General features: G+C 68.3%; 15 protein-coding genes and 1 pseudogene. 7 read left to right on the plus strand and 9 right to left on the minus strand.

What is annotated here, in order from left to right:
• Positions 1 to 3: 3 nt before the first annotated feature.
• Genes ACL58G_RS20075 through ACL58G_RS20085 form a run of 3 tightly spaced genes read right to left on the minus strand, consistent with a single transcriptional unit; the run spans position 4 to position 3,579 of the window.
• A complete protein-coding gene (locus ACL58G_RS20075; RefSeq protein ID WP_440962928.1) occupies positions 4 to 1,302 on the minus strand; it encodes a dihydrolipoamide acetyltransferase family protein in 1,299 nt (432 codons plus the stop codon).
• Positions 1,302 to 2,345, minus strand: a complete 1,044-nt coding sequence (locus ACL58G_RS20080) for an alpha-ketoacid dehydrogenase subunit beta (protein ID WP_440962929.1) — start codon at positions 2,343 to 2,345, stop codon at positions 1,302 to 1,304. The genes ACL58G_RS20075 and ACL58G_RS20080 overlap by 1 nt, the downstream gene beginning before the upstream one ends.
• Position 2,346: 1 nt before the next feature.
• A complete protein-coding gene (locus tag ACL58G_RS20085) occupies positions 2,347 to 3,579 on the minus strand; it encodes a 3-methyl-2-oxobutanoate dehydrogenase (2-methylpropanoyl-transferring) subunit alpha (protein ID WP_440962930.1) in 1,233 nt (410 codons plus the stop codon).
• Positions 3,580 to 3,855: 276 nt separating this feature from the next.
• Here ACL58G_RS20085 and ACL58G_RS20090 point away from each other — a divergent pair, with 276 nt between their 5' ends.
• Entirely contained in the window at positions 3,856 to 7,095 is a 3,240-nt protein-coding gene (locus tag ACL58G_RS20090; protein ID WP_440962931.1) for a PAS domain-containing protein, read from the plus strand.
• Here ACL58G_RS20090 and ACL58G_RS20095 read toward each other — a convergent pair.
• Together ACL58G_RS20095 and ACL58G_RS20100 are read right to left on the minus strand one after the other, a co-directional pair.
• Positions 7,047 to 8,036 (minus strand): alpha/beta fold hydrolase, encoded by a 990-nt coding sequence (locus ACL58G_RS20095; RefSeq protein WP_440962932.1) that lies wholly within the window; start codon positions 8,034 to 8,036, stop codon positions 7,047 to 7,049. The genes ACL58G_RS20090 and ACL58G_RS20095 overlap by 49 nt on opposite strands.
• 88 nt (positions 8,037 to 8,124) lie before the next feature.
• Positions 8,125 to 8,271 (minus strand): annotated as a pseudogene (locus ACL58G_RS20100) (NAD(P)-binding protein); the annotation flags it as partial.
• An 84-nt stretch (positions 8,272 to 8,355) separates the two neighbouring features.
• Between ACL58G_RS20100 and ACL58G_RS20105 the strand changes: the two are divergent.
• The gene (locus tag ACL58G_RS20105; protein ID WP_413388760.1) at positions 8,356 to 8,994 is read left to right on the plus strand and encodes a TetR/AcrR family transcriptional regulator; all 639 of its coding nucleotides are present in this window, start codon (positions 8,356 to 8,358) and stop codon (positions 8,992 to 8,994) included.
• Between the two features lie 107 nt (positions 8,995 to 9,101).
• On the opposite strand, the gene xth is transcribed toward ACL58G_RS20105, so the two are convergent.
• Complete coding sequence (xth, locus tag ACL58G_RS20110) at positions 9,102 to 9,893, minus strand: exodeoxyribonuclease III (RefSeq protein ID WP_440968070.1); 792 nt, start codon at positions 9,891 to 9,893, stop codon at positions 9,102 to 9,104.
• 187 nt (positions 9,894 to 10,080) lie between these two features.
• Here xth and ACL58G_RS20115 point away from each other — a divergent pair, with 187 nt between their 5' ends.
• Positions 10,081 to 12,480: a glycoside hydrolase family 31 protein gene (locus ACL58G_RS20115; protein ID WP_440962933.1), complete on the plus strand. Its 2,400-nt coding sequence runs from the start codon at positions 10,081 to 10,083 to the stop codon at positions 12,478 to 12,480.
• Positions 12,481 to 12,552: 72 nt separating this feature from the next.
• Positions 12,553 to 13,590 carry a hypothetical protein gene (locus tag ACL58G_RS20120; protein WP_440962934.1) on the plus strand — a complete coding sequence of 346 codons (1,038 nt, stop codon included), beginning with the start codon at positions 12,553 to 12,555 and terminating at the stop codon, positions 13,588 to 13,590.
• A gap of 12 nt (positions 13,591 to 13,602) precedes the next feature.
• On the opposite strand, the gene ACL58G_RS20125 is transcribed toward ACL58G_RS20120, so the two are convergent.
• Entirely contained in the window at positions 13,603 to 13,989 is a 387-nt protein-coding gene (locus ACL58G_RS20125; RefSeq protein WP_440962935.1) for a cupin domain-containing protein, read from the minus strand.
• Between the two features lie 178 nt (positions 13,990 to 14,167).
• On the opposite strand from ACL58G_RS20125, the gene ACL58G_RS20130 reads away from it, so the two are divergent.
• Positions 14,168 to 16,489: a PAS domain S-box protein gene (locus tag ACL58G_RS20130; RefSeq protein ID WP_440962936.1), complete on the plus strand. Its 2,322-nt coding sequence runs from the start codon at positions 14,168 to 14,170 to the stop codon at positions 16,487 to 16,489.
• Between the two features lie 9 nt (positions 16,490 to 16,498).
• Here ACL58G_RS20130 and ACL58G_RS20135 read toward each other — a convergent pair whose 3' ends face one another.
• Positions 16,499 to 16,873 carry a group III truncated hemoglobin gene (locus tag ACL58G_RS20135; protein WP_440962937.1) on the minus strand — a complete coding sequence of 125 codons (375 nt, stop codon included), beginning with the start codon at positions 16,871 to 16,873 and terminating at the stop codon, positions 16,499 to 16,501.
• Between the two features lie 92 nt (positions 16,874 to 16,965).
• Entirely contained in the window at positions 16,966 to 19,800 is a 2,835-nt protein-coding gene (locus ACL58G_RS20140) for a M16 family metallopeptidase (protein ID WP_440962938.1), read from the minus strand.
• A 245-nt stretch (positions 19,801 to 20,045) separates the two neighbouring features.
• Here ACL58G_RS20140 and ACL58G_RS20145 point away from each other — a divergent pair, with 245 nt between their 5' ends.
• Together ACL58G_RS20145 and ACL58G_RS20150 are read left to right on the plus strand one after the other, a co-directional pair.
• The gene (locus tag ACL58G_RS20145) at positions 20,046 to 20,963 is read left to right on the plus strand and encodes a PLP-dependent cysteine synthase family protein (protein WP_440962939.1); all 918 of its coding nucleotides are present in this window, start codon (positions 20,046 to 20,048) and stop codon (positions 20,961 to 20,963) included.
• Between the two features lie 15 nt (positions 20,964 to 20,978).
• The gene (locus ACL58G_RS20150; RefSeq protein WP_413388752.1) at positions 20,979 to 21,503 is read left to right on the plus strand and encodes a hypothetical protein; all 525 of its coding nucleotides are present in this window, start codon (positions 20,979 to 20,981) and stop codon (positions 21,501 to 21,503) included.
• Positions 21,504 to 21,505 lie beyond the last annotated feature (2 nt).

Raw genomic sequence — 21,505 nt, forward strand, 5'->3', positions numbered from 1 at the left:
CGCTCACTCCACGAACAGGGTGGCCGGCGACTCGAGATACGAGCGTACCGCCTGGATGAATTCCGCCGCCACCATGCCGTCGATGACGCGGTGGTCGAACGACGACGACAAATTCATCAGCTTGCGCGCCACCATGCCGCCATTCCTGATGACGGGCCGGTCGACGATGCGGTTCACGCCCACGATCGCGACTTCCGGGCGGTTGATGACGGGCGTGCTGACGATGCCGCCCAGCGCGCCCAGGCTCGTGATCGTGATCGTCGAGCCGGACAACTCGTCGCGCGCCGCCTTGCCATGGCGCGCCGCGTCCGCCAGCCGGGCGATCTCCGCCGCGCTGGACCACGGATCGCGCGCTTCCGCATGGCGCACGACGGGCACCATCAGGCCGGCATCCGTCTGCGTCGCGATGCCCAGGTGGACGGGCGCGTAGCGCGTCACCACGTTGGCCTGGTCGTCGTAGCGGGCGTTCACGTCGGGGAAGCGACGGATCGCGAGGACGACGGCGCGCATCAGCAGCGGCAGCAGGGTGATCTTGCCCCGCTCCTCGCCGTAGCGCGCGTTCAGCTGGCCGCGCAGCGCTTCCAGGTCCGTCACGTCGACTTCCTCGACGTACGTGAAATGCGGGATCTGGCGCTTCGCCAGTTGCATCTTTTCCGCGATCTTGCGGCGCAGGCCGATCACGGGGACGGCTTCTTCCCCTTCCAGCTGCGCATAACGCCCGTCCGCGCCCGCAGCGCGGCCGCGCCCCGCCACATGCGCATCGAGGTCCGCGTGCGTGATGCGGCCCGCGGGACCGCTGCCGGCCACGTATTGCAGCTCGATGCCCAGGTCCCACGCGCGCTTGCGCACGGCCGGCGCGGCGAGCGGTTTTTCGCCCGCCGCGCGCAATGCAGGCGCAGGCGCAGGCGTGCGCGCGGGACGCGGCGGCGCAGCGACGATGGGCGCCGCCTGCGCGACGCTCGCCGCGGCTTCGGCCACCCGCGGCGGCTCCGGCACGAAGCCGTGCGGCACCTCCGCGGGTTCGTCGGCCGGCGCTGGCGCCGCCTTCGCATTCCCCGCACCGTCCACTTCCAGCCGGATCAGCTCGGCGCCGACCGCCAGCGATTCCCCGACCTTGCCGCCGAGTGAGATCACCGTACCGTGCACCGGCGACGGAATCTCCACGGTCGCCTTGTCCGTCATGACGTCGGCCAGGATCTGGTCTTCGACGATCGCATCGCCCGGCTGCACGCGCCACGCGACGACTTCCACTTCCGCGATACCTTCGCCCAGGTCCGGCATCTTGATCACATGCTGTCCCATCACGCCTCCATCGCTCGTTTGAATGCCGCGCCCACGCGGTCCGGCCCCGGGAAATACGCCCATTCCTGCGCATGCGGGTAGGGCGTGTCCCAGCCCGTCACGCGCTCGATGGGCGCTTCGAGGTGGTAGAAGCAGTGTTCCTGCACGAGGGCCGCGAGTTCCGCGCCGAAGCCGCTCGTGCGGGTCGCTTCGTGGACGACGACGCAGCGGCCCGTCTTCCTGACCGATGCGACGACCGTCTCGAGGTCCAACGGCCACAGGGTGCGCAGGTCGATGATCTCCGCGTCGATGCCCGTCTCGTTCGCGGCCGCCTCGGACACCCACACCATCGTGCCGTACGTGAGCACGGTGAGGTCCTGGCCTTCGCGGAACACGGCGGCCTTGTCCAGCGCGACCGTGTAATAGCCTTCCGGGACTTCGCCCTTCGGGTGCTTCGCCCACGAGACGACGGGGCGGTCGTGGTGGCCGTCGAACGGGCCGTTGTACAGCCGCTTCGGTTCCAGGAAGATGACGGGGTCGTCGTTCTCGATCGCGGCGATCAGCAGGCCTTTCGCGTCGTACGGATTGGACGGCATCACCGTGCGCAGCCCGCACACGTGCGTGAAGAACGCTTCCGGGCTCTGGCTGTGCGTCTGGCCGCCGTAGATGCCGCCGCCGCAGGGCATGCGGATCGTCAGCGGCGCGGTGAAATCGCCTGCCGAGCGGTAGCGCAGGCGCGCCGCTTCCGACACGATCTGGTCGGTCGCCGGATAAAAATAGTCGGCGAACTGGATCTCGACGACGGGCCGCAACCCGTACGCCGCCATGCCCACCGCCGTGCCGACGATGCCGCCTTCCGAGATCGGCGCGTCGAAGCAGCGCTGCTTGCCGTATTTCGCCTGCAGGCCGTCGGTCACGCGGAACACGCCGCCGAAATAGCCCACGTCCTGGCCGTAGATGACGACGTTGTCGTCGCGCCCGAGCATGACGTCCATGGCCGAGCGGAGGGCCTGGATCATCGTCATCGGGGTGGTCTTGATGTCGTTGTCGATGTCGCGCTTCATGTCACACCCCCAGTTGCTGGCGTTGGCGGCGCAGGTGTTCGGGCATGTCCTTGTAGACGTCCTCGAACATCGACGCGGCGCTCGGCAGGCGGCCGTCGATCAGCGTGCCGTGGCGTTCCGCTTCCTTCTGCGCGGCCAGCACCTCGGCTTCCAGTTCGGCCTGCAGGGCCTCGTGTTCGGCGTCCGACCACCAGCCCTTGCCGATCAGGTGGCGGCGCAGGCGGCCGATCGGATCGCCCAGCGGGAAATAGGTCCATTCGTCGGCGGGCCGGTAGCGCGACGGGTCGTCCGACGTCGAGTGCGGCCCGGCGCGGTACGTCACCCATTCGATGAGCGTGGGACCGAGGTTGCGGCGCGCCCGCTCGGCGGCCCAGCACGACGCGGCATACACGGCCAGGAAATCGTTGCCGTCCACCCGGAGCGACGCGATCCCGGCGCCGACGCCGCGGGCGGCGAAGCTGACGCTCTCGCCGCCCGCGATGGCCTGGAAGGAGGAGATCGCCCACTGGTTGTTGACGACGTTCAGGATCACGGGCGCCTGGTACACGTGCGCGAACGTGAGGCCCGTGTGGAAATCGCTTTCCGCCGTGGCGCCGTCGCCGATCCACCCGGACGCGATCTTCGTGTCGCCCTTGATCGCGGACGCCATGGCCCAGCCGACCGCCTGCGGGATCTGCGTCGCGAGGTTGCCGGAGATCGTGAAGAAGCCTTTGTTCTTCACGGAATACATCACGGGAAGCTGGCGGCCCTTCAGCGGGTCCGCTTCGTTCGACAGCAGCTGGCACACCATGTCCACGAGCGGATACTCGCGCGCCATCAGCAGGCTTTGCTGGCGATAGGTGGGGAAGCACATGTCGCCATCCTTCAGGGCGAGCGCATGGGCGCTGCCGATGGCCTCCTCGCCGAGCGAGGTCATGTAGAACGACAACTTCTTCTGGCGCTGCGCGATCACCATGCGCGCGTCGAAGATGCGGGTCTTCATCATCGTTCTCAGGCCGAAGCGCAAGCTGTCGCGGTCGAGGCCCGGATCCCACGGGCCGACGGCATTGCCGTCGTCGTCCAGCACGCGGATCATGCCGGCGGCAAGTAGTGCCGTGTCCTGGTAGCGGACGTCGACGGGCGGGCGGGGTGTGTCGCCGGCCTGGTGGATGTCGAGGTAAGAAAAATCGGTCTTGCAACCCGGGCGGCCGGTAGGCTCCGGGACGTGCAGCGACAGAGGTGTACTCTGGCTCATAAACGCTGTCCCCCTTGGTAAGGTGTGTGTGCGGCAGCAACATATTAATTCCGGAAAGACGGCGCACGGGTGCTTTCGCCGGGAATTTTCGTGCTGCCCTGCAGCATGCCAGCATGGGATCGCCGCGCGCGCGCCCGTCGCATCTGGCCCGCACCTTAGCATGCGGTGCAGCGGACAGGGGCTGATCCGGACAAGGTCGCGAATCGTGTGACCGCACGATTGCAAACGCGATTAAAATCGCGGACTTCACAATATTCCAGCGGGCAGATTCACACGATGTCGACTCAGGCGGCTCCGGTCAGAACCTTCGGCGCGGGCGGCGGCCTGCTAGGCGGAATCATCGACGACTACGACTGGGCCGGCACGAGCCTCGGCCCCATCTGCCGCTGGCCGGACGTCGTCCGTACCACCGTCGAACTGATCCTGCGTTCGCCCGTGCCCATCGTCACGTTATGGGGCGAGGACGGCGTCATGATCTACAACGACGCGTATTCCGGCTTCGCGGGCGGCCGCCATCCGCGCCTGCTTGGCTCCAGGGTGCGCGAAGGCTGGCCCGAAGTGGCCGACTTCAACGACAACGTGATGAAAGTCGGCCTGGCCGGCGGCACGCTGTCGTACCGCGACCAGGAACTGACCCTGCACCGCAGCGGCAAGCCCGAGCCGGTGTGGATGAATCTCGATTACTCGCCGATCGTCGATGCGGCCGGCGCCGTCGTCGGCGTGATCGCCATCGTCGTCGAGACGACGGCGAAGGTGCGCGCCGAGCGCTGGCTGAGCGGGGAACACGACCGCCTGCAGACGATGTTCGAGCAGGCGCCCGGCTTCATGGCCCAGCTGGCGGGCGCCGACCACGTGATCCAGTCCGCGAACGCAGCCTATCGCGCGCTGGCCGGCCAGCGCGACCTGATCGGCAAGCCGCTGCGCGACGCGCTGCCGGAGACGGTGCCGCAGGGCGTGATCGCGATCCTCGACCAGGTCTACCTCACCGGCACGACTTATACCGCGACCGCGAGCCCGTTGTGGCTGGCCGACAGCGGCGGCAACCGCCGCCTGCACTACGTCGATTTCGTTTACCAGCCCGTCAAGCGCGAGGACGGCACCGTGTTCGGCATCTTCGTGCAGGGCGGCGACGTCACGGTGCGCGTCGGGGCCGAGCGGGCGCTGCGCGAGAGCGAGGAAAAGTTCCGCACGTTCGCCGAGGCGATGCCGAACCAGGTATGGACGGCCACGAAGGACGGCAGGCTCGATTGGTTCAACACGCACGCGTACGCGTACGGCGGTCTCGATCACGCCGCCCACGCGGGCATCGCGTGGACTGCCATCGTGCACCCCGACGACCTGCCGGCCGTGCAGAAGCGCTGGGCGATCGCCGTGGCGTCGGGCGCGCCGTTCGACGCCGAGTTCCGCCTGCGCCGCGCGGACGGCACGTACCGCTGGCATCTGTCGCGCGCCGTCGCGCTGCGTGATGCGGACGGCAACGTGGCCCGCTGGATCGGCACCAGCATCGACATCGAAGACCAGAAGGTGATCGCGCACCGCCTCGCGGCGCTGAACGCGGACCTGGAATCGACGGTCGCGCGGCGCACGGCGGAGCGCGACCGCATGTGGCGCCTGTCGCGCGACGTCATGCTCGTCGCGTCGTTCGACGGCAACGTCGAAGCGGTCAGTCCGTCGTTCGGGTCGCTGCTCGGCTGGGCCGAGCACGACATCGTCGGCAAGAACTTCCTGCATCTCGTGCACCCGGACGACCAGGCCGCAACGATGGCGCAGATGGCGTCGCTGGGCGAGGGCCATTACGTCTATAAATTCGAGAACCGCTACCGGCGCAAGGACGGCAGCTATTGCGTGCTGTCGTGGACCGCGGCGCCGGACGCCGATTTCATCCACGCGATCGGCCGCGACATCACGGCCGACCGCGAACAGGCGGAGCAGATCCGCCGCACGGAACTGGCACTGCAGCAGTCGCAGAAGATGGAGACGATCGGCAAGCTGACGGGCGGCGTGGCGCACGATTTCAACAACCTCCTGCAGATCATTTCGGGCAACCTGCAGCTGCTGGAAATGCACACGGGGGGCGCGGACGGGGTTGCCAACACGAAGCGGTGGATCGGGAATGCGCGTCAGGCCGTGGAAAAGGGCGCGAAGCTGGCGAGCTACCTGCTCGCGTTCGGCCGCCGCCAGCCGCTGGAACCGAAGGTGGTCAAGATCGGCCGCGTCGTGACGGGCATGGAAGACATGCTGCGCCGCGCACTCGGCGAACAGATCGAAGTGGAGCTCGCGCTCTCGGGTGGATTGTGGAATACGGCGGTCGACGTGGCGCAGGTGGAGAACGCGATCCTCAACCTTGCCATCAACGCGCGCGACGCCATGTCCGGTGCGGGCAAGCTGACGATCGAGGCGCACAACGCCATCCTCGACGATTTATATTGCCGCACGCACGGCGACGTGGCACCGGGCCAGTACGTGATGCTGGCGGTGACGGACACGGGCAGCGGCATGACACCGGACGTGCTGCGCCAGGCGTTCGAGCCGTTCTTCTCGACCAAGGCGGAGGGTAAAGGTTCCGGCCTCGGGCTGTCGATGGTGTATGGCTTCGTCAAGCAGTCCGGCGGCCACGTCAAGATTTACAGCGAGCCGGGGCAGGGCACGACGGTGAAGCTGTACCTGCCGCGCACGACGGCGGCCGAGGAGCCCCTGGGCCCGATGGACCCGCACCAGCCGGCCGTCGGCGGTAGCGAGACGATCCTCGTGGCGGAAGACGACGAAGCCGTGCGCACGACCGTCGTCGAGATGCTGACCCAGCTCGGCTACCGCGTGCTGAAGGCGGCCGATGCGGCCAGCGCGCTCGCAGTGGTGGAATCCGGCGTGCCGATCGACGTGCTGTTCACGGACGTCGTCATGCCCGGCACCCTGCGCAGCCCGGACCTCGCCCGCATGGCCCGCGAACGGCTGCCGAACCTCGCCGTGCTGTTCACGTCCGGGTACACGGAAAACTCGATCGTGCACGGCGGCCGCCTCGATCCGGGCGTGGAGCTGCTGGGCAAGCCGTACACGCGCGAAAGCCTGGCGCGCCGCATCCGCCAGGTGCTCGCGAACCAGAGAAACCGCGTCCACGTGGACGGCGCGCCGTCGAATGTGCTGCCGCTTCTGCCTTCGGCCGGGCGCAAGCCCGATCCGGGCCGCCTGCGCATCGTTCTGGTGGAAGACGAGGACGAGATCCGCGACTCGACCGCGGCGCTGCTGCGCCACCTCGGCCACGAGGTGCTGGAAGCCGTCGATGCGGAGCAGGCGCTCGCGCTCATTTCGTCCGCGTCGGACGTGCTGATCACGGACGTATTGTTGCCCGGCATGTCCGGCGACCTGCTGGCCGCCCAGGCCCGCACCCTGGCGCCCGGCATCCGCATCGTGTTCGCGACCGGGCAGGGAGAGGTCAACAACTGGCCGGACGCCGTCGTGCTGCGCAAGCCTTACGACCTGGCCGCGTTGAAGGCGGCGCTGGCGGACAGCGTCGCCTGAGCCGCGGCCGCGTCGATGAACGCGGCCGTCGCGTCCGGATTCGTGATGGGCAGCATGTGGCCGCCCTCGACCAGTTCCAGCCGCGCTCCACGTACCTTGTCCGCGAGCGCCTGGCCGTGCGCCCGCCAGTCGAGGATGCGGTCGTCCTTGCCGTACAGGATGCTGACGGGGAGCTGCAGTTCGCCGTAGCGCGTCTCCTGCGCGGGCAGGCAGTCGGGGAGCGCGCGCAAGTCGTCGGACGCCGCCAGGAACGCGCTGGGACGCAAGCCAAGCAGGCCGCCGCCGCGCGTCGCGAAATCCGCCGGCACGGCTTCCGGGCCGAACACCTGGTCCAGGGCCACGCGGCTGTTCTTGATCGACGCGGGAATCGCGAGGGTCCATGCGACAAGATTGCGCCACGTCGGCGACAGGATCGTCAGCCCTTCGAACACGGGCGGCACGTGCTCCTGCATGTGCGTCAGCGGCGCCACCAGCGCGAGGCCGCCCACGCGGTCCGGATGGCGCAACGCGAGCGCGAGGGCGAGCGCACCGCCCAGTGAGTGACCCACGACGAGCGGACGCTCCAGTCTCAATTGTTCGATCAGCGCGGCGAGCATGGCGGCCTGCGTGTCCAGGTCGGCCGCCGTGCCGGGCGCGCGCGTGGAAAAGCCGGATCCGGCGCGGTCGACGGCGACCATGCGGTAGCGCCCGGCCAGCCGGTCCGTCACGCCGTACGTGTAGTGCGCGAGCTGGCCAGCAAGGCCGTGCACGAGCAGCAGCGGGGGCAGGTTCGGGTCGCCGCCGTCGAATTCCTGGACGTGCAGGCGCGCGCCGGGCACGTCGACGAAGCGGCCCTGCGGCGGCAGCACGGCTTCCACCTTGCGCGCGGTCCACAGCGTGAACAGGAAGGCCACGAACACCGGCAACGCGAGGACGGCGAGGAGTACCAGGACGAGAGTCATCGTTTGATCGCTTTCTTGAGGAGGGCGGCGTCCTGCGCCATCGCCGGCACGAGCGTCACGGCCGCGGCCCCGCTGCCGACGACGACCGCGTGCCGCCGAGCGCGGCGCGTGCTTCCAGGGTGGCCCAGGTCTTGCCGGGGCAGCCCCGCTGGAGGTGCCGGGCGGCGCCGATGCCGGACAGGCCGGCGCCGACGATGATGACGTCGAAAAATGGCGCCGCGGCGGGTTCGGGCATGGCGTGTCTCGTTGGTTTTGGAATGCGACTGACACTGTATATTGTCACATATCGATAAGCAATGTTCTGTGCGAAAATAGAAGGATGCCTCCAGAAACTTCCCAACCTGCCCGGCCTTATCGCGGCGTCCCGCAAGACGAACGGCGAGCGCAGCGGCGCGCGCAACTGATCGCGGCGGCCGTCGCCGTGTATGGCGAGCGCGGCTACCGCCAGTCGACCGTCAAGGCCGTCTGCGAGGCCGCCGGGCTGACCGAACGCTATTTTTACGAATCCTTCGCGAACAGCGAAGAGTTGTTGATCGCCTCGTTCAACGCCGTCACGTACGGCGTGCTGGGCGAGCTCACCGAAGCGGCCCAGCAGGCCGGCCGCAGCCGGGTCGCGCGGGCCCGTGCGATGCTGCATACGTATTTCGCGGCGCTGCAGCGCGAGCCCCGTTCGGCGCGCGTGTTCCTCGTCGAGATCCGCGGCGTCAGCCGGGCCGTCGACAAGGCGTTCGATGCCGCGCTGCGCGCCATCGGCGAACAGGTCGGGCGCTACGTCGTGCCGCCCGGCGTGCCGGCCGATCCGCTGCTGGAAGCGGGCATCGTCGGCGGCGTGATCCACATCGCGCTGCGCTGGATCGAGGACGGGTACACGCCGGACATCGAGATCGTCACCGACAGCGCGTTACGCCTCGGGATGGTGCTGGGACGGGCGCCGGTGCGGCGGACTGTGGGCAACTGAGACACCGTCGTTCCCGCGCAGGCGGGAACCCAATTTCTCCAGCTACGGACGCAGAGCTTGGATCCCCGCCTGCGCGGGGATGACGGTCTTCAGGCAGGTAGCGTGGCTTATGCACCAGGAAGTTTTGGCCAATCGAGCTCGACCCACGTCGGCGCATGGTCGCTCGGCTTCTCGCGCCCGCGCACGTCGCGGTCGACGCCGGCCGCCTTCAGCTTCGGCGCGAGGGCGGGGCTCAGCAGCAGGTGGTCGATGCGCAGGCCCGCGTTGCGGCCGTACGCGTCACGGAAATAATCCCAGAACGTGTAGATGACTTCGCCGGGGTGCGTCGCCCGAAGGGCATCCGTCCAGCCCTGGTCGAGCAGGCGCTGGTAGGCCGCGCGCGTCTCCGGGCGGAACAGCGCATCGTCGAGCCAGCGTTCCGGCTTGTAGACGTCCAGTTCCGTCGGCATCACGTTGTAGTCGCCCGCGATGACGACCGGCGCACCCGTGGCGATGAGTTCCTGCGCGCGCAGCCGCAGGCGCTCGAACCAGCGCAGCTTGTACTCGAATTTAGGGCCCGGCGCCGGGTTCCCGTTCGGCAGGTACAGGCAGGCGACGAGGATGCCGTTCACGGCGGCCTCGATGTAGCGGCTCTGCTCGTCGTCGGGATCGCCCGGCAGGCCGCGCTGGAGTTCCTGCGGCTCGGTGCCGCGCGCGAGGATCGCGACGCCGTTCCAGCTTTTCTGGCCGTGCCAGATCGGACAATAGCCGGCCGCGCGGATCTCCATCTCGGGAAATTTTTCCTGCGGCGCCTTCAGCTCCTGCAGGCAGGCCACGTCGGGCTGCGTCTCCTCGAGCCACTGGAGCAGGGCGGGGAGGCGGCTGTTGATGCCGTTGACGTTGAAGGTCGCGATGCGCATGGGGTCTCTCATGGGTTGTCGTTGCCGCTATTCTGACCCGAGAATGCCGCGACCGCCGCACGACGCGCCGAAGTAGTCAAACTACGCGCAAATCTTCAGAAATTCTATGTCTGCAGCCCATCTCTGTAGCTTTTCTACGGAATGCAGTTAAACTCCCGTATTCCAACAACGATACCGCCCGGAGACCATGAAGCCGATCCCCCACGCCGTCCTCGCCCTTTGCCTGCTCGCCAGCCTGCCGTCCCATGCGCAGAATGCGGAGCGCGCGTTCCTCGGCTACCGCAACGACAACGGGACGCTGGACATCGCCACCAGCGACGGCCGCTACCTGATCCGGCCCTACGACGCCAACATCGTCGAGACGAGCTTCGTGCCGCGCGGCGAGACGTTCGATCCGGCCTCGCACGCCGTCGTGCTGAAGCCCGGCCAGGCGCAGGCCACGGTCCGGGAGGCGGACGGGCGCATCCAGCTCGTCACGGACGGCATCACGGTCACGGTGGAAAAATCGCCGCTGCGCATCAGCTATGCGTACAAGGGAAAACCGCTCGTCGCCGAAAAGGGGGGCTATGGCCACGCGGGAGAACTGGAAAGCATCGAGTTCGCGCTCGCGGGCGACGAGGCGCTGTACGGCGCCGGCTCGCGCGCCGTCGGCATGAACCGGCGCGGCAACCGCTTCCGCCTGTACAACCGCGCGTCGTACGGCTTCGGCAACCGTGCCGACCAGATGGGCTATGGCATTCCGATGGCCGTGTCGTCGCACAAGTACGCGATCCACTTCGACAACCCGCAGGCCGGCTGGCTCGATTTCGACAGCCGCAAGGACGGTACCCTGCGCTACGAAGTGATGGGCGGCCGCAAGACCTACCAGGTGATCGCGGGCGACGACTGGGCGCAGCTGATGGACGAGACGACGCGCCTGACCGGCCGCCAGCCGCTGCCGCCGCGCTGGGCGTTCGGCAATTTCGCGAGCCGCTTCGGGTACCACAACGAGGCCGAAGCGCGCGCCGTCGTCGATAAATTCATCGCGGACGGCATCCCGCTGGACGCCATCGTGTTCGACCTGTACTGGTTCGGCAAGACGGTCAAGGGGACGATGGGCAACCTCGCGTGGGACCGCGACAGCTTCCCCCATGCCGAGACGATGATGGCGGATTTCAACAGGAAGGGCGTCAAGACGGTCCTCATCACGGAGCCGTTCGTGCTGACGACGTCGAAGCGCTGGCAGGAAGCGGCCCGGCAGGGCGTCCTCGCGACGGATGCGCAGGGCAAACCGTTCGTCTTCGATTTCTTCTTCGGGAACACGGGCCTGATCGACGTGTTCAAGCCGCAGGCGCGCGACTGGTTCTGGAACATCTATAAAGACCTCAAGGCGGGCGGCGCCGCCGGCTGGTGGGGCGATCTGGGCGAGCCCGAGACGCATCCGTCGGCCGCGCGCCACGCCACCGGCACCGCGGACCAGGTCCACAACATCTACGGCCACGAATGGGCGAAGCTGATCGCCGACGGCTATGCGCGCGACTTTCCGCAGGAGCGGCCGTTCATCCTGATGCGCTCGGGCTACTCGGGTTCGCAGCGCTTCGGCATGATCCCTTGGTCCGGCGACGTTCAGCGGGGCTGGGGCGGCCTGCAGTCGCAGATGGAGATCGCGCTGCAGATGGGCATGCAGGGCCAGGCCTATATGCACTCCGACCTGGGCGGCTTTGCCGGACCCGTGCTGGACGACGAGCTGTACGTGCGCTGGCTCCAGTACGGCGTGTTCCAGCCGATCTTCCGCCCGCATGCGCAGGAAGAAGTGCCGGCCGAGGCGATCTTCCGCACGCCGGCCGTGAAGGCGCGCGCGCGCGACGCCATCCGCCTTCGTTACGCGATGCTGCCGTATAACTACACGGCCGCCTTCGACGACAGCCGCACCGGCATGCCCATGATGCGCCCCGTGCTGTTCGAGGACCCGGACAACGAATTCATGTCGACGACGGGCATCTCGTCCACGTACTTGTGGGGCCCGGACTTCCTCGTCGCCCCCGTCACGGAACCGGACGCCACGCGCAAGGAAGTCTTCTTCCCGCGCAAGGGCAGCGTGTGGTTCGACTTCTACACGGACGAGCCGCATCACGGCGGCATCCTGGAGACGGTGACGCCGCGTCCGGACCGCATTCCGACTTACGTCCGCGCCGGCGCGTTCGTCCCGCTCGCGCAGCCCGTGCAGAGCACGCGCGATTATTCGACGGCAAAGCTCGACCTGCATTACTGGCACGACGCGGGCGTGACGCAGGCGCAGAGCCACCTGTACGACGACGACGGCCACACCGCGCACGCGTTCGAAACGGGCAAGTACGAGCTGGTGCGGTTCTCCAGCACCTTCGCCGACGGCCGCCTGGCCCTGACGGTCGCGCCGGAACCCGGCGCCGCCGCGACGCCGACCGCGCGCACGTTCGACCTGAAGGTGCACAACGTGGCCGCGAAACCCCGGGCCGTGCAGGTCGGCGGCAAGGCGATCGCGTACCGCTGGGATGCGAAACGGCGCGTGCTCGACGTCAGGCTGCCGGCCGTTCGTACCGGGGCGCTGCGGGTGGTCGTGACACTGTAACGCAGGCGCGCTCCGCACTTGGGTTGAATTCGGTACACTGCTCCTCCGGGATCCGGAATTGCGCACTGCACCATGAAGACCCAATTGTTGCAAGACTTCCAGGAAAGCGGCTCGGCATCGTCGGCGCCGCCATCTCCGCCGCCATCTCAGGCCGCGCCGCGCCGGCGGCCGGCCGTCTGGCACGGCCCCGGTTCGCAGCGGGCCGAAGCCGGCGCGGCCGTCCAGAAGGCCGACCCCGGGCCGGTGCAACGCGCGCCGGAAGTCTCGGCGCGCGGCAAGGGCGTCGCGATCGAAGCGCTGGCCGACCGCATCGCGCAAGCACGGACGGCGCGGCCAACAGCGCCGCCGCCCGTCGACGAGGCCACCGTGCCCGTCGACGAGGCCACCGTGCCCGGCGCCGCGGCCCGCCAGCCCCCGGAGCCGCCACGCCCTCCCGAGGCGCCGCCGGTCGCCGATCACATTCCGCCGCCGCGCGCCGACACGGGCACGATCCCGCGCCCCGTGCAGCCGGACATCGAAGCGGCATGGCTCGCCGCGCGCCTGCGCGAGGAAGCGGCGGCGCGCGAGACGCCGGCCTGGACGAGCATGTGGAGGCGCCGCCTCGTCACGTGGAGCATCGCGGGCGGCCTGCTGGCCGGCCTGGCGGCGGGCGGCTTGTGGCTGTACGAGGAAAACCGGGTCGAGGATGCGCTCGTCGTCGTGGCGAACACGTCACCGGCAGGGCAGCCGCCGGCCGCGGCGGCCTTCGTTGCCCGCGCACCAGCGCCCGCACCGGTGCCGGTGCAGCCCGCCGTCACGCCGGAACCTGTGAAGCCGGTGCCCGATGAGCCCGTCGCCCCCATCGTCGAGGACAAGGCGCCTGCCGCGGCCCCGGCCGACGTCACGCCGCCCCGGCGCACGGCGCGCACGAGGACGGCAGTGAAGAAACAGGGCGCCGCGAAGGCGCGCCGCACGGCAACCAGAGCGACGCCTCCGGTCGCCGCCGACCCGTCGCCGCGCCAGCGCCGCGAAGAGACGCTGATGCAATGCCGGGCCCACGGCTACGACGCGCGCCGGTGTATCGAGCGCGCCTGTACGATGACGCGCTACGGCCTCGCCTGCAAAGGATAGGCCGGCGTGGAATCAGTGGCCGTGCTGTTGTTCGTAGTCGTCCGCCTCGGCCTTGGTCGCATGGACGATGCCGTCCGGATGCTCGGGCGGGGTGTACAGCGTGTACAGGCGCATCGGCTCGCCGCTCGAGGTGTTGATGACGTTGTGCTCGGTGCCGGCCGGGATGACGACGGCGACGCCGTCCTCGAGCTTGTGCTCCTCGCCATCCAGGATCGCGACGCCCTGGCCGGCTTCGATGCGGATGAACTGGTCGTGGCCCTCGTGCCTTTCGAGGCCGATTTCGTCGCCGGGCTGCAGGGTCATGATGACCAGCTGGCTGCGCTGCGTCGTGTAGAGGACTTCCCGGAAATTATTCCCGGCAAGTGTTTTTTCTTCGATGTTGATGCTGTAGCCCGACATGACGTTCTCCGTGAAGTGGTCGTCCGCATTGTATCGGAAAGCGTGATCGGACACGCAATGTTGTCAACACAGCCATAAACGTTTCATGATGTGCATGAGTATTTCCACAATGTTATAATCAGATCATGAACGTTTGACCTTTTCCGATATGACTTCCGACCTCACCACGAAGCGCCGCATGCAATTGTTGATCGAGCGGGTCGCCGATTACGCGATCTACATGCTGAATCCCGACGGCACGGTCGCGAGCTGGAATGCCGGCGCGCGGCGCTTCAAGGGGTACACGGAGGCCGAGATCCTGGGTCAGCATTTCTCGCGCTTCTACACGCCGGCCGACCGCGCCTCCGGCCTGCCGGAACGGGCGCTCGCCACGGCGCTGGAAACAGGACGGTTCGAGGCGGAAGGCTGGCGCGTGCGCAAGGACGGCAGCCATTTCTGGGCCTCCGTCGTCATCGACCCGATCCTCGACGACGACGGCCAGTTGCTCGGCTTTGCCAAGATCACGCGCGACATCAGCGACAAGAAGCTGGCGCGCGAAGCGCTGCGCCGCAGCGAGGAGCAATTCCGCCTGCTCGTCGACGGCGTGATCGACTACGCCATCTACATGCTGTCCCCGGAAGGCCTCGTGACGACGTGGAACGCGGGCGCACGCAACATCAAGGGGTACACGGCGGACGAAGTCATCGGCACGCACTTCGGCCGCTTCTACACGGACGAAGACCGGAACGACGGGCTGCCGGACCGCGTGCTCGCGACGGCGCGCGAACAGGGGCGCTACCATGGCGAGGGCGTGCGGGTGCGCAAGGATGGCACGCGCTTCCGCGCCGACGTCGTCGTGGACGCCATCCGCGACGCGGACGGCCGCCTCGTCGGCTTCGCCAAGATCACGCGCGACGTCACGCAGCGCGTGCAGCTGGAAGAGGCGCGCCAGGCCCTGCAGCATGCCCAGCGCCTGGAAGCGGTCGGCAAGCTGACGGGCGGCGTCGCCCACGACTTCAACAACATCCTGCAGGTGATCGGCGGCAGCCTGCAGCTGCTGGGCGGGACCGTGGCCGGGCTGCCGGCCGCGCTGCGGCATGTGCAGATGGCGCTGGCCGCCGTCGACCGCGGCGCCAAGCTGTCGTCGCAGCTGCTCGCGTTCGCGCGCCGCCAGCCGCTGCGGCCCTGCGTGCTGAACCCGGGCCGCGTCGTGCGCAACATGGAAGACCTCGTGCGCCGCGCCGTCGGCGAACACGTGGAAGTCGAGACCGTCGTCTCGGCGTCGCTGTGGAACACGACGCTCGACCCGCACCAGCTGGAAAACGTCGTGCTGAACCTGGCCATCAATGCGCGCGACGCGATGCCGGGCGGCGGCAAGCTGACGGTCGAACTGTCCAACACGGTGCTCGACGACACCTACGTCAGCGCCGCGCACGAAGTGCCGCCGGGCCAGTACGTGCTGCTCGCGATCTCCGACACGGGCACCGGCATGACGCCGGAGGTGCTGGACCGCGCCATCGAACCGTTCTTCACGACCAAGGGCGAAGGGCAGGGGACGGGCCTCGGCCTGTCGATGGCGTTCGGCTTCGTCAAGCAGAGCGGCGGCCACTTCCGTATCTACAGCGAAGTGGGCCACGGCACGACGATCAAGGCCTATTTCCCGCGCGTGCTCGAGGCGGAGCAGACGCTGCCGGAACCGGTCGCGAACGAGGTGCGCGGCGGCACGGAGACGATTCTCGTCGTCGAGGACGATCCGAACGTCCAGGCGACCGTCGTCGGCATGCTGTCCGAGCTGGGCTACCAGGTGCTGCGCGCCGACAATGCCGAGTCGGCGCTGGCCGTGATGAAGGCGGGCGTGCGCTGCGACCTGCTGTTCACCGACGTCGTCATGCCGGGCAAGCTGAAGACGACGGACATGGTGCGCCAGGCGCGCGCTCTGCTGCCGGACATGAAGGTCCTGTACACGTCCGGCTACACGCAGAACGCGATCATCCACGGCGGGCGCCTCGACCCGGGCGTGGAACTGCTGTCCAAGCCCTACCGCCGCGAGAAGCTGGCGTCTAAGGTGCGCCAGCTGCTGGGCGCGAAGGAGGCGATGTCCGAGCCGGCACCGGCCGCGCCGGCGCCGCGCCAGGCGGTGTCCGCGGGCCTGCGCGTGCTGCTGATCGAAGACGATGCCCAGGCCCGCGAGCTGTACCGCGACATCCTGCTGGCGGCGGGCTTCCAGGCCGACGAGGCGGCCACGGCCCAGGACGCGCTGGCGCTGCTGGCGCGCGACCGCTATCACGCGGCCGTCGTCGACTACAGCCTGCCCGACCTGGACGGCCTCACGCTCGCCCGCCGCATCGTGGAAAGCCATCCGGGCGTGGCGATCGTGTTCGCGTCCGGCTACGGCAGCCTGGTCGCGGGCGCGGCGGACGTCACGGCACGGGTGCTGACGAAACCGTTCACGGACCTGCAGCTGAAGCAGGCGCTGCTGGCCGCGGTGGCCGAGCGGCGTGACGCGTCACGCCGCGCCTGAGAGGTCGCCTCAAACGCGAATATCGCCGAAAAATCCCAGTTGCAGGCTCGACGCGATGCGCTGGGCCACCTCCATCGCTTCGGTCGCACCGTCGATGCCGAACACGTCGATGGCGGTCAGCCGGAACAGTGCGAGCCAGCGGACGAAGTGTTCCGTCTCGATACCCGAGAGGGCCATGTGCTTGCCGAAGACATTCCCCTGGAATTCACCCGTGCCGAGCAGGACCTTGGTCCAGAACGCATACATCCGCGGCATGTGCTCGTGCCACCGTCCGGCGAGTTTCGCTTCGAACACGGGGGACAGCACGGCATCGTCGCGCACGCGCGCGTAAAACGTGTCGACCAGGCGGATGATCGACGATTCGGTGATGGTGGGGGAAGGCATGGCTCGCTCGGGAACAACGTGATGCCCGACATTCTAGCAAAGGTGCATCCGAAATGCACCTTTACCGCCCGCGGCCATGCCCGCCACCAGACCTACTTGCTGGCCGTCTTCACGTCGGCCTCGGGCAGCAGGACGACCTGGACATAGTTGTCCTTGTCGAAGTAGCGCTGCGCGGCCGTACGCACGTCGGCCACCGTCAGTGCGTCGACCTCGTCCATGACCGTCAGCAGGTGCGACAGCGGCGTACCGTCGAGCAGGGACACTTTCACGCTCTGCAGCCAGTACCCGTTCTCGTGCTCCGAACGCTCGTGGACCACGCGCCAGTTGGCCTTGACCTTGTCGAGTTCCGCCTGCGTCGGGCCGTTGGCCTTGACGCTGTCGATCTCCGCGAACAGGGCGGCGACGAGCTGGTCGACCTTTTCGGGGCCGGTCGGCAGCTGCGTGCTGATTTCGTAGTGCTGGTACGGGATGCGCTGCACCGCGCCGGCCATCTGGCCCGAATAGATCAGGCCGAGCTTCTCGCGCAACACCGCGTTCACACGCAAATTCATCACCTCGATGAGCGCATTCATGCGCAGCGCCTCGGCCGGCGACCAGGCCGCCGGACCGGAAAACGTCAGCGACACGACGCTCTTGGGCTCCGTGCCCGCGTGGACTTCCTTCTTGACGACACCTGGCGCGATGCGCAGGCCGACGTCGCGGTAGGCGAGCGGCAGGTCGGGCGTCGGCAACGTGCCGAGGTAGGCGGTCACGAGCGGCTTGATGGTTGCCGGATCGAAGTCGCCGACGACGACGAACGTCAGGCCCTTCGCGCTGGCGAAGCGCTGGCGGTACACGGCGAGACTGCGGTCGAGGTCGATCTTGCCGAGGTCTTCCTGCGTGGGCATGCGCCCTTCGTACGGATGACGGCCATAGAGCGTGTCGGCGACCGCTTCGGCGAAGCGCTGTTCGGGGGCGGCCGCGCGGTTGCGCACCATGTCGCCGAGCGCGCCCATGTACGCCTTGTACAGGGATTCGTCGCGCCGCACGCCGTCGAAACGCAACCACAGCATCTGGAACATCGTCTCCAGGTCTTCGGCACCGCTGGCCGACTGGCCGCCGATCTCGTCCGTGTAGTCGGACATCCCGAGCGTCACCGCCGCGCGCCGGCCCGCGAGCATCTTCATCAGGTCCGTGGGCGCGAAGTCCTTGATGCCCATCGACATGGCCAGCCCCGTGGCGGCGCGCGCGTTCGGCAGGTCCTTCTCGTCGACCAGCGTCTGGCCGCCGTAGCGCACCGCGCCCAGCAGCACCTCGTCCTTGCGGAAGGCGGTCGGCTTGAGGACGACCTGCACCCCGTTCGACAAGGTCAGCCGGGTCAGGCCGAGCGTCTCGTCGCGCGTTTCGGTCACGATGCGGCCGGGCGTGGCGGGACGGTCCATCAGGCGTTGCGCGACCTTCTTCTCGGCGCGGTCGGTGACCGTGGCCTGCGCGGCGGCCGCGTCGGCCGCCAGCAATTGATCCGTCGTGGGCGCGGGGCCGGTCTTCGTATTGCCGGCGAACACGACGAGCTTGCCGGCATCCTCCGGGAACGCCTTGCGGGCGGCCGCATTGAGATCGGCCACCGTGATCCCCGGCAGCAATTCCTGCACGAGATGGAACTCGGCCTCGATGCCCGGGATGCTCTCGCCGGCGAGGAAATTGCGCTGGTATTCGGCAACGTACCGCCCGGAATCCGTCGTGTCCCGTTGCTTGACCGCGCTTTCCATCCCATTCAGGACGACTTTGCGGACACGCGCCAGCTCCGCTTCGCTGAATCCGAACTGGCGGACCCGGTGCATTTCCTGCTCGACGGCCGCGACGGCCGGGACCACGCCACCCGCACCCACAACGGCGCTGACGGAGAACGCCTTGTGGCGCGCGCTCACCGGGGTGGTGCGGCCGCCCGCGCCGAGGAAGGGCGGATTCGCCTGCTGCGTCAGCTCGCCCAACCGCAGGCTCAGCAGGATGGCCGCGAGGTTGTCCACGACCTTGGCGCGGTAGCTCCCGTAGGTCCCGAGGTCCGGCTCGAGCCGGACGGGATAGTTGAGCTCGACGGCACTGCGGGGCATTTCCTCGTCGGCGAACACGAACGCTTCCGTCCCCGTTCGTGCGGGAATGTCGGCGTACGTCCGGGGGCGCGGCTGCGGCGGATTGGTCAGCCCGGCGAAGTGCGCCTTGACCAGGCGCTCGGCCTCGGCCGGCTCGATGTCGCCGACGACGATCACGGCCATCAGGTCCGGCCGGTACCAGTCGCGGTAGAAGCGGCGCAGCGCTTCCGGCTGCGCGGTGCGGATCACGTCTTCCTTGCCGATCGGCTCGCGCAGCGCATAGCGCGAGCCGTTGTACAGCTTCGGCGCGAGCGCCTTGCGCAGGCGCTCCTGCGCGCCCTTGTGCAGGCGCGCTTCCTCGAGCACGATCGCGCGCTCCTTGTCGATGTCGTCCGCAGCCAGCGTGACGCCGTGCGCCCAGTCTTCCAGCACCGTGAAGGCCGTCTCCACGTTCTCCTTGCGGTCGGTCGGCACGGGGAGCATGTAGACCGTCTCGTCCAGGCCCGTGTAGGCGTTCAGGTCGGCGCCGAATTTCACGCCGATCGATTGCAGGTACGAGACCAGTTCCTGTTTCTTGAAGTGCGTGGAACCGTTGAAGGCGAGGTGTTCGACCATGTGGGCGAGACCCTGCTGGTCGTCGTCCTCGAGCACGGAGCCGGCCTTCACCACGAGCCGCAGCTCGACCCGGTGCTCGGGCTTGCCGTTCTTCTGGATGTAATAGGTCAGGCCGTTCGCCAGCTTGCCGACCTTGACCTGCGGCCCGACGGGAACGCGGGCGTTGAGGTCGACGGCGGCTGTGGCGGGCAGCAGCGTGGCCAGGGCAGCGGCGAGCACCGTGGCGCGAAACAGGAAGGGCATCCGGACATCCTTTGCGATCGTTATCAAGAACAGCGAGCTTAGCAAAGGAACATGCCCCATAAATACACGCATTGTCACGCGGACACGGTAATTGCCCTGACGAACCCGATAGACCGCACCGGCACGCCGAATGTCTTGCGGGAACGCACCCGATCCGGTTAAGGTAGGGACCGTCTCAATCCGACGCCATGCGGCGGATTGTTGTGTTAGCCTTTCTCGGCGGCAATCTCACTGAAAGGAGCGGCGTGGAATCCCAAGTCAAATCTTCCGTGCTGGACGCGATCGGCAACACGCCCGTCGTCAGGCTGGGCCGCCTGTTCCCCGGCTACGACGTGGTTGCGAAGCTCGAATACATGAATCCGGGCGGCAGCATCAAGGACCGCATGGTCCGGCACATGCTCAAGAGCCTGCCGGCCGGGACGGACCGCGTCGTCGAGAGCTCGTCCGGCAACACGGGCGCCGCGCTCGCGATGGCCAGTGCCGTGCTGGGCCTGCAATGCGACGTGACCGTGCCGCAAACCACGAGCATCGAAAAGATCAAGCGCATCCGCGCCTACGGGGCCGAGGTACACCTGTGCGCGCCGGACGACGGCCTCGACCCCGCGGCCGGTTACCAGGCCGTGGCCGAGCGCCTCGCGCAGGGCGACAACGTCCACCTCCTCGACCAGTACCGCTCCGCGCTGAACCGCGAAGCCCATTACCGCGACACGGGGCCGGAACTGTGGCGCCAGCTCGCGGGCGAGATCGACGTGTTCGTGTGCGGCATCGGCTCGGGCGGGACGATCTCCGGCATCGGCCGCTACCTGAAGGAACAGAAGCGGGACCTCGTCGTGCTCGGCGTGGAGCCCCGCAACTCGGCGTACCGCAAGCTCGTCACGGACACGCCCGCCGACGGGGAGTTCGCCAGCGTCGTCGAAGGCGTGGGCAAACGCCAGCCGTCCGGCAGCTTCGACCCCGCGATCGTCGACGACGTCGTGCAGGTGGCCGACGACGACGCGCTCGACTGGTGCCGCCGGCTGGCGGCGGAAGAGGGCATCCTGGCGGGCGGGTCCAGCGGCTGCGTCGCGGCCGGCATCGCGCACCTGCTACCGCGCCTCGCCGGCAAGCGTGTGGCGACCGTGTTCCCGGACTCCGGCGTGTACTATCTATCCAAGTACTTCTGATAACGGATCCGGACCGTGTCCGACCTCATCGCCCTGCTCGGTGCCCGCATTCCGGCCAACCTGGCGCCGTTCATGCTGGCCAGCGTCACGGCACCCGCCGTGCGCGGGGTGCCGCACGGCCCGGACGTCCTCGCGCGCCGGCTCGGCTGCCCCTGCGGCAGCTGGGAACTGAAATTGCGCACGGCGCGGCGGCGCGAGCGGCGCGGGCTGTTCGGCCGCAAGACGGTCGCGGCCCCCGTCGCGCCCGTGCACGCCGCGTGCCCCGTGTGCGGGCGCGAGGTGCTGTTGTTCGATCCGGCGCAGCACGGCTGGCATGGCCGTCATGGCGACGGCGTGCGGCCGCGCGCGGACGACGAGGGCTGGTTCGCCAATGCGGCGGGTGAAGTCGTGGTCGCGTACGCATACCGCGCAGAAGACGCGTACCGGGCGATGCTGGCCGACGGGTGCTCCGATCCGCAGGACTGGTTCGACTGCTTCGCCATCGTGTTCCGCGCGGCCGGCGCGCAGCCCGTGCTCGTGCTGGCCGAAGAACAGACGTAGGG

The sequence above is a fragment of the Massilia sp. GER05 genome (assembly GCF_052056005.1).
GTDB classification, from domain to species: domain Bacteria; phylum Pseudomonadota; class Gammaproteobacteria; order Burkholderiales; family Burkholderiaceae_D; genus Telluria; species Telluria orientalis.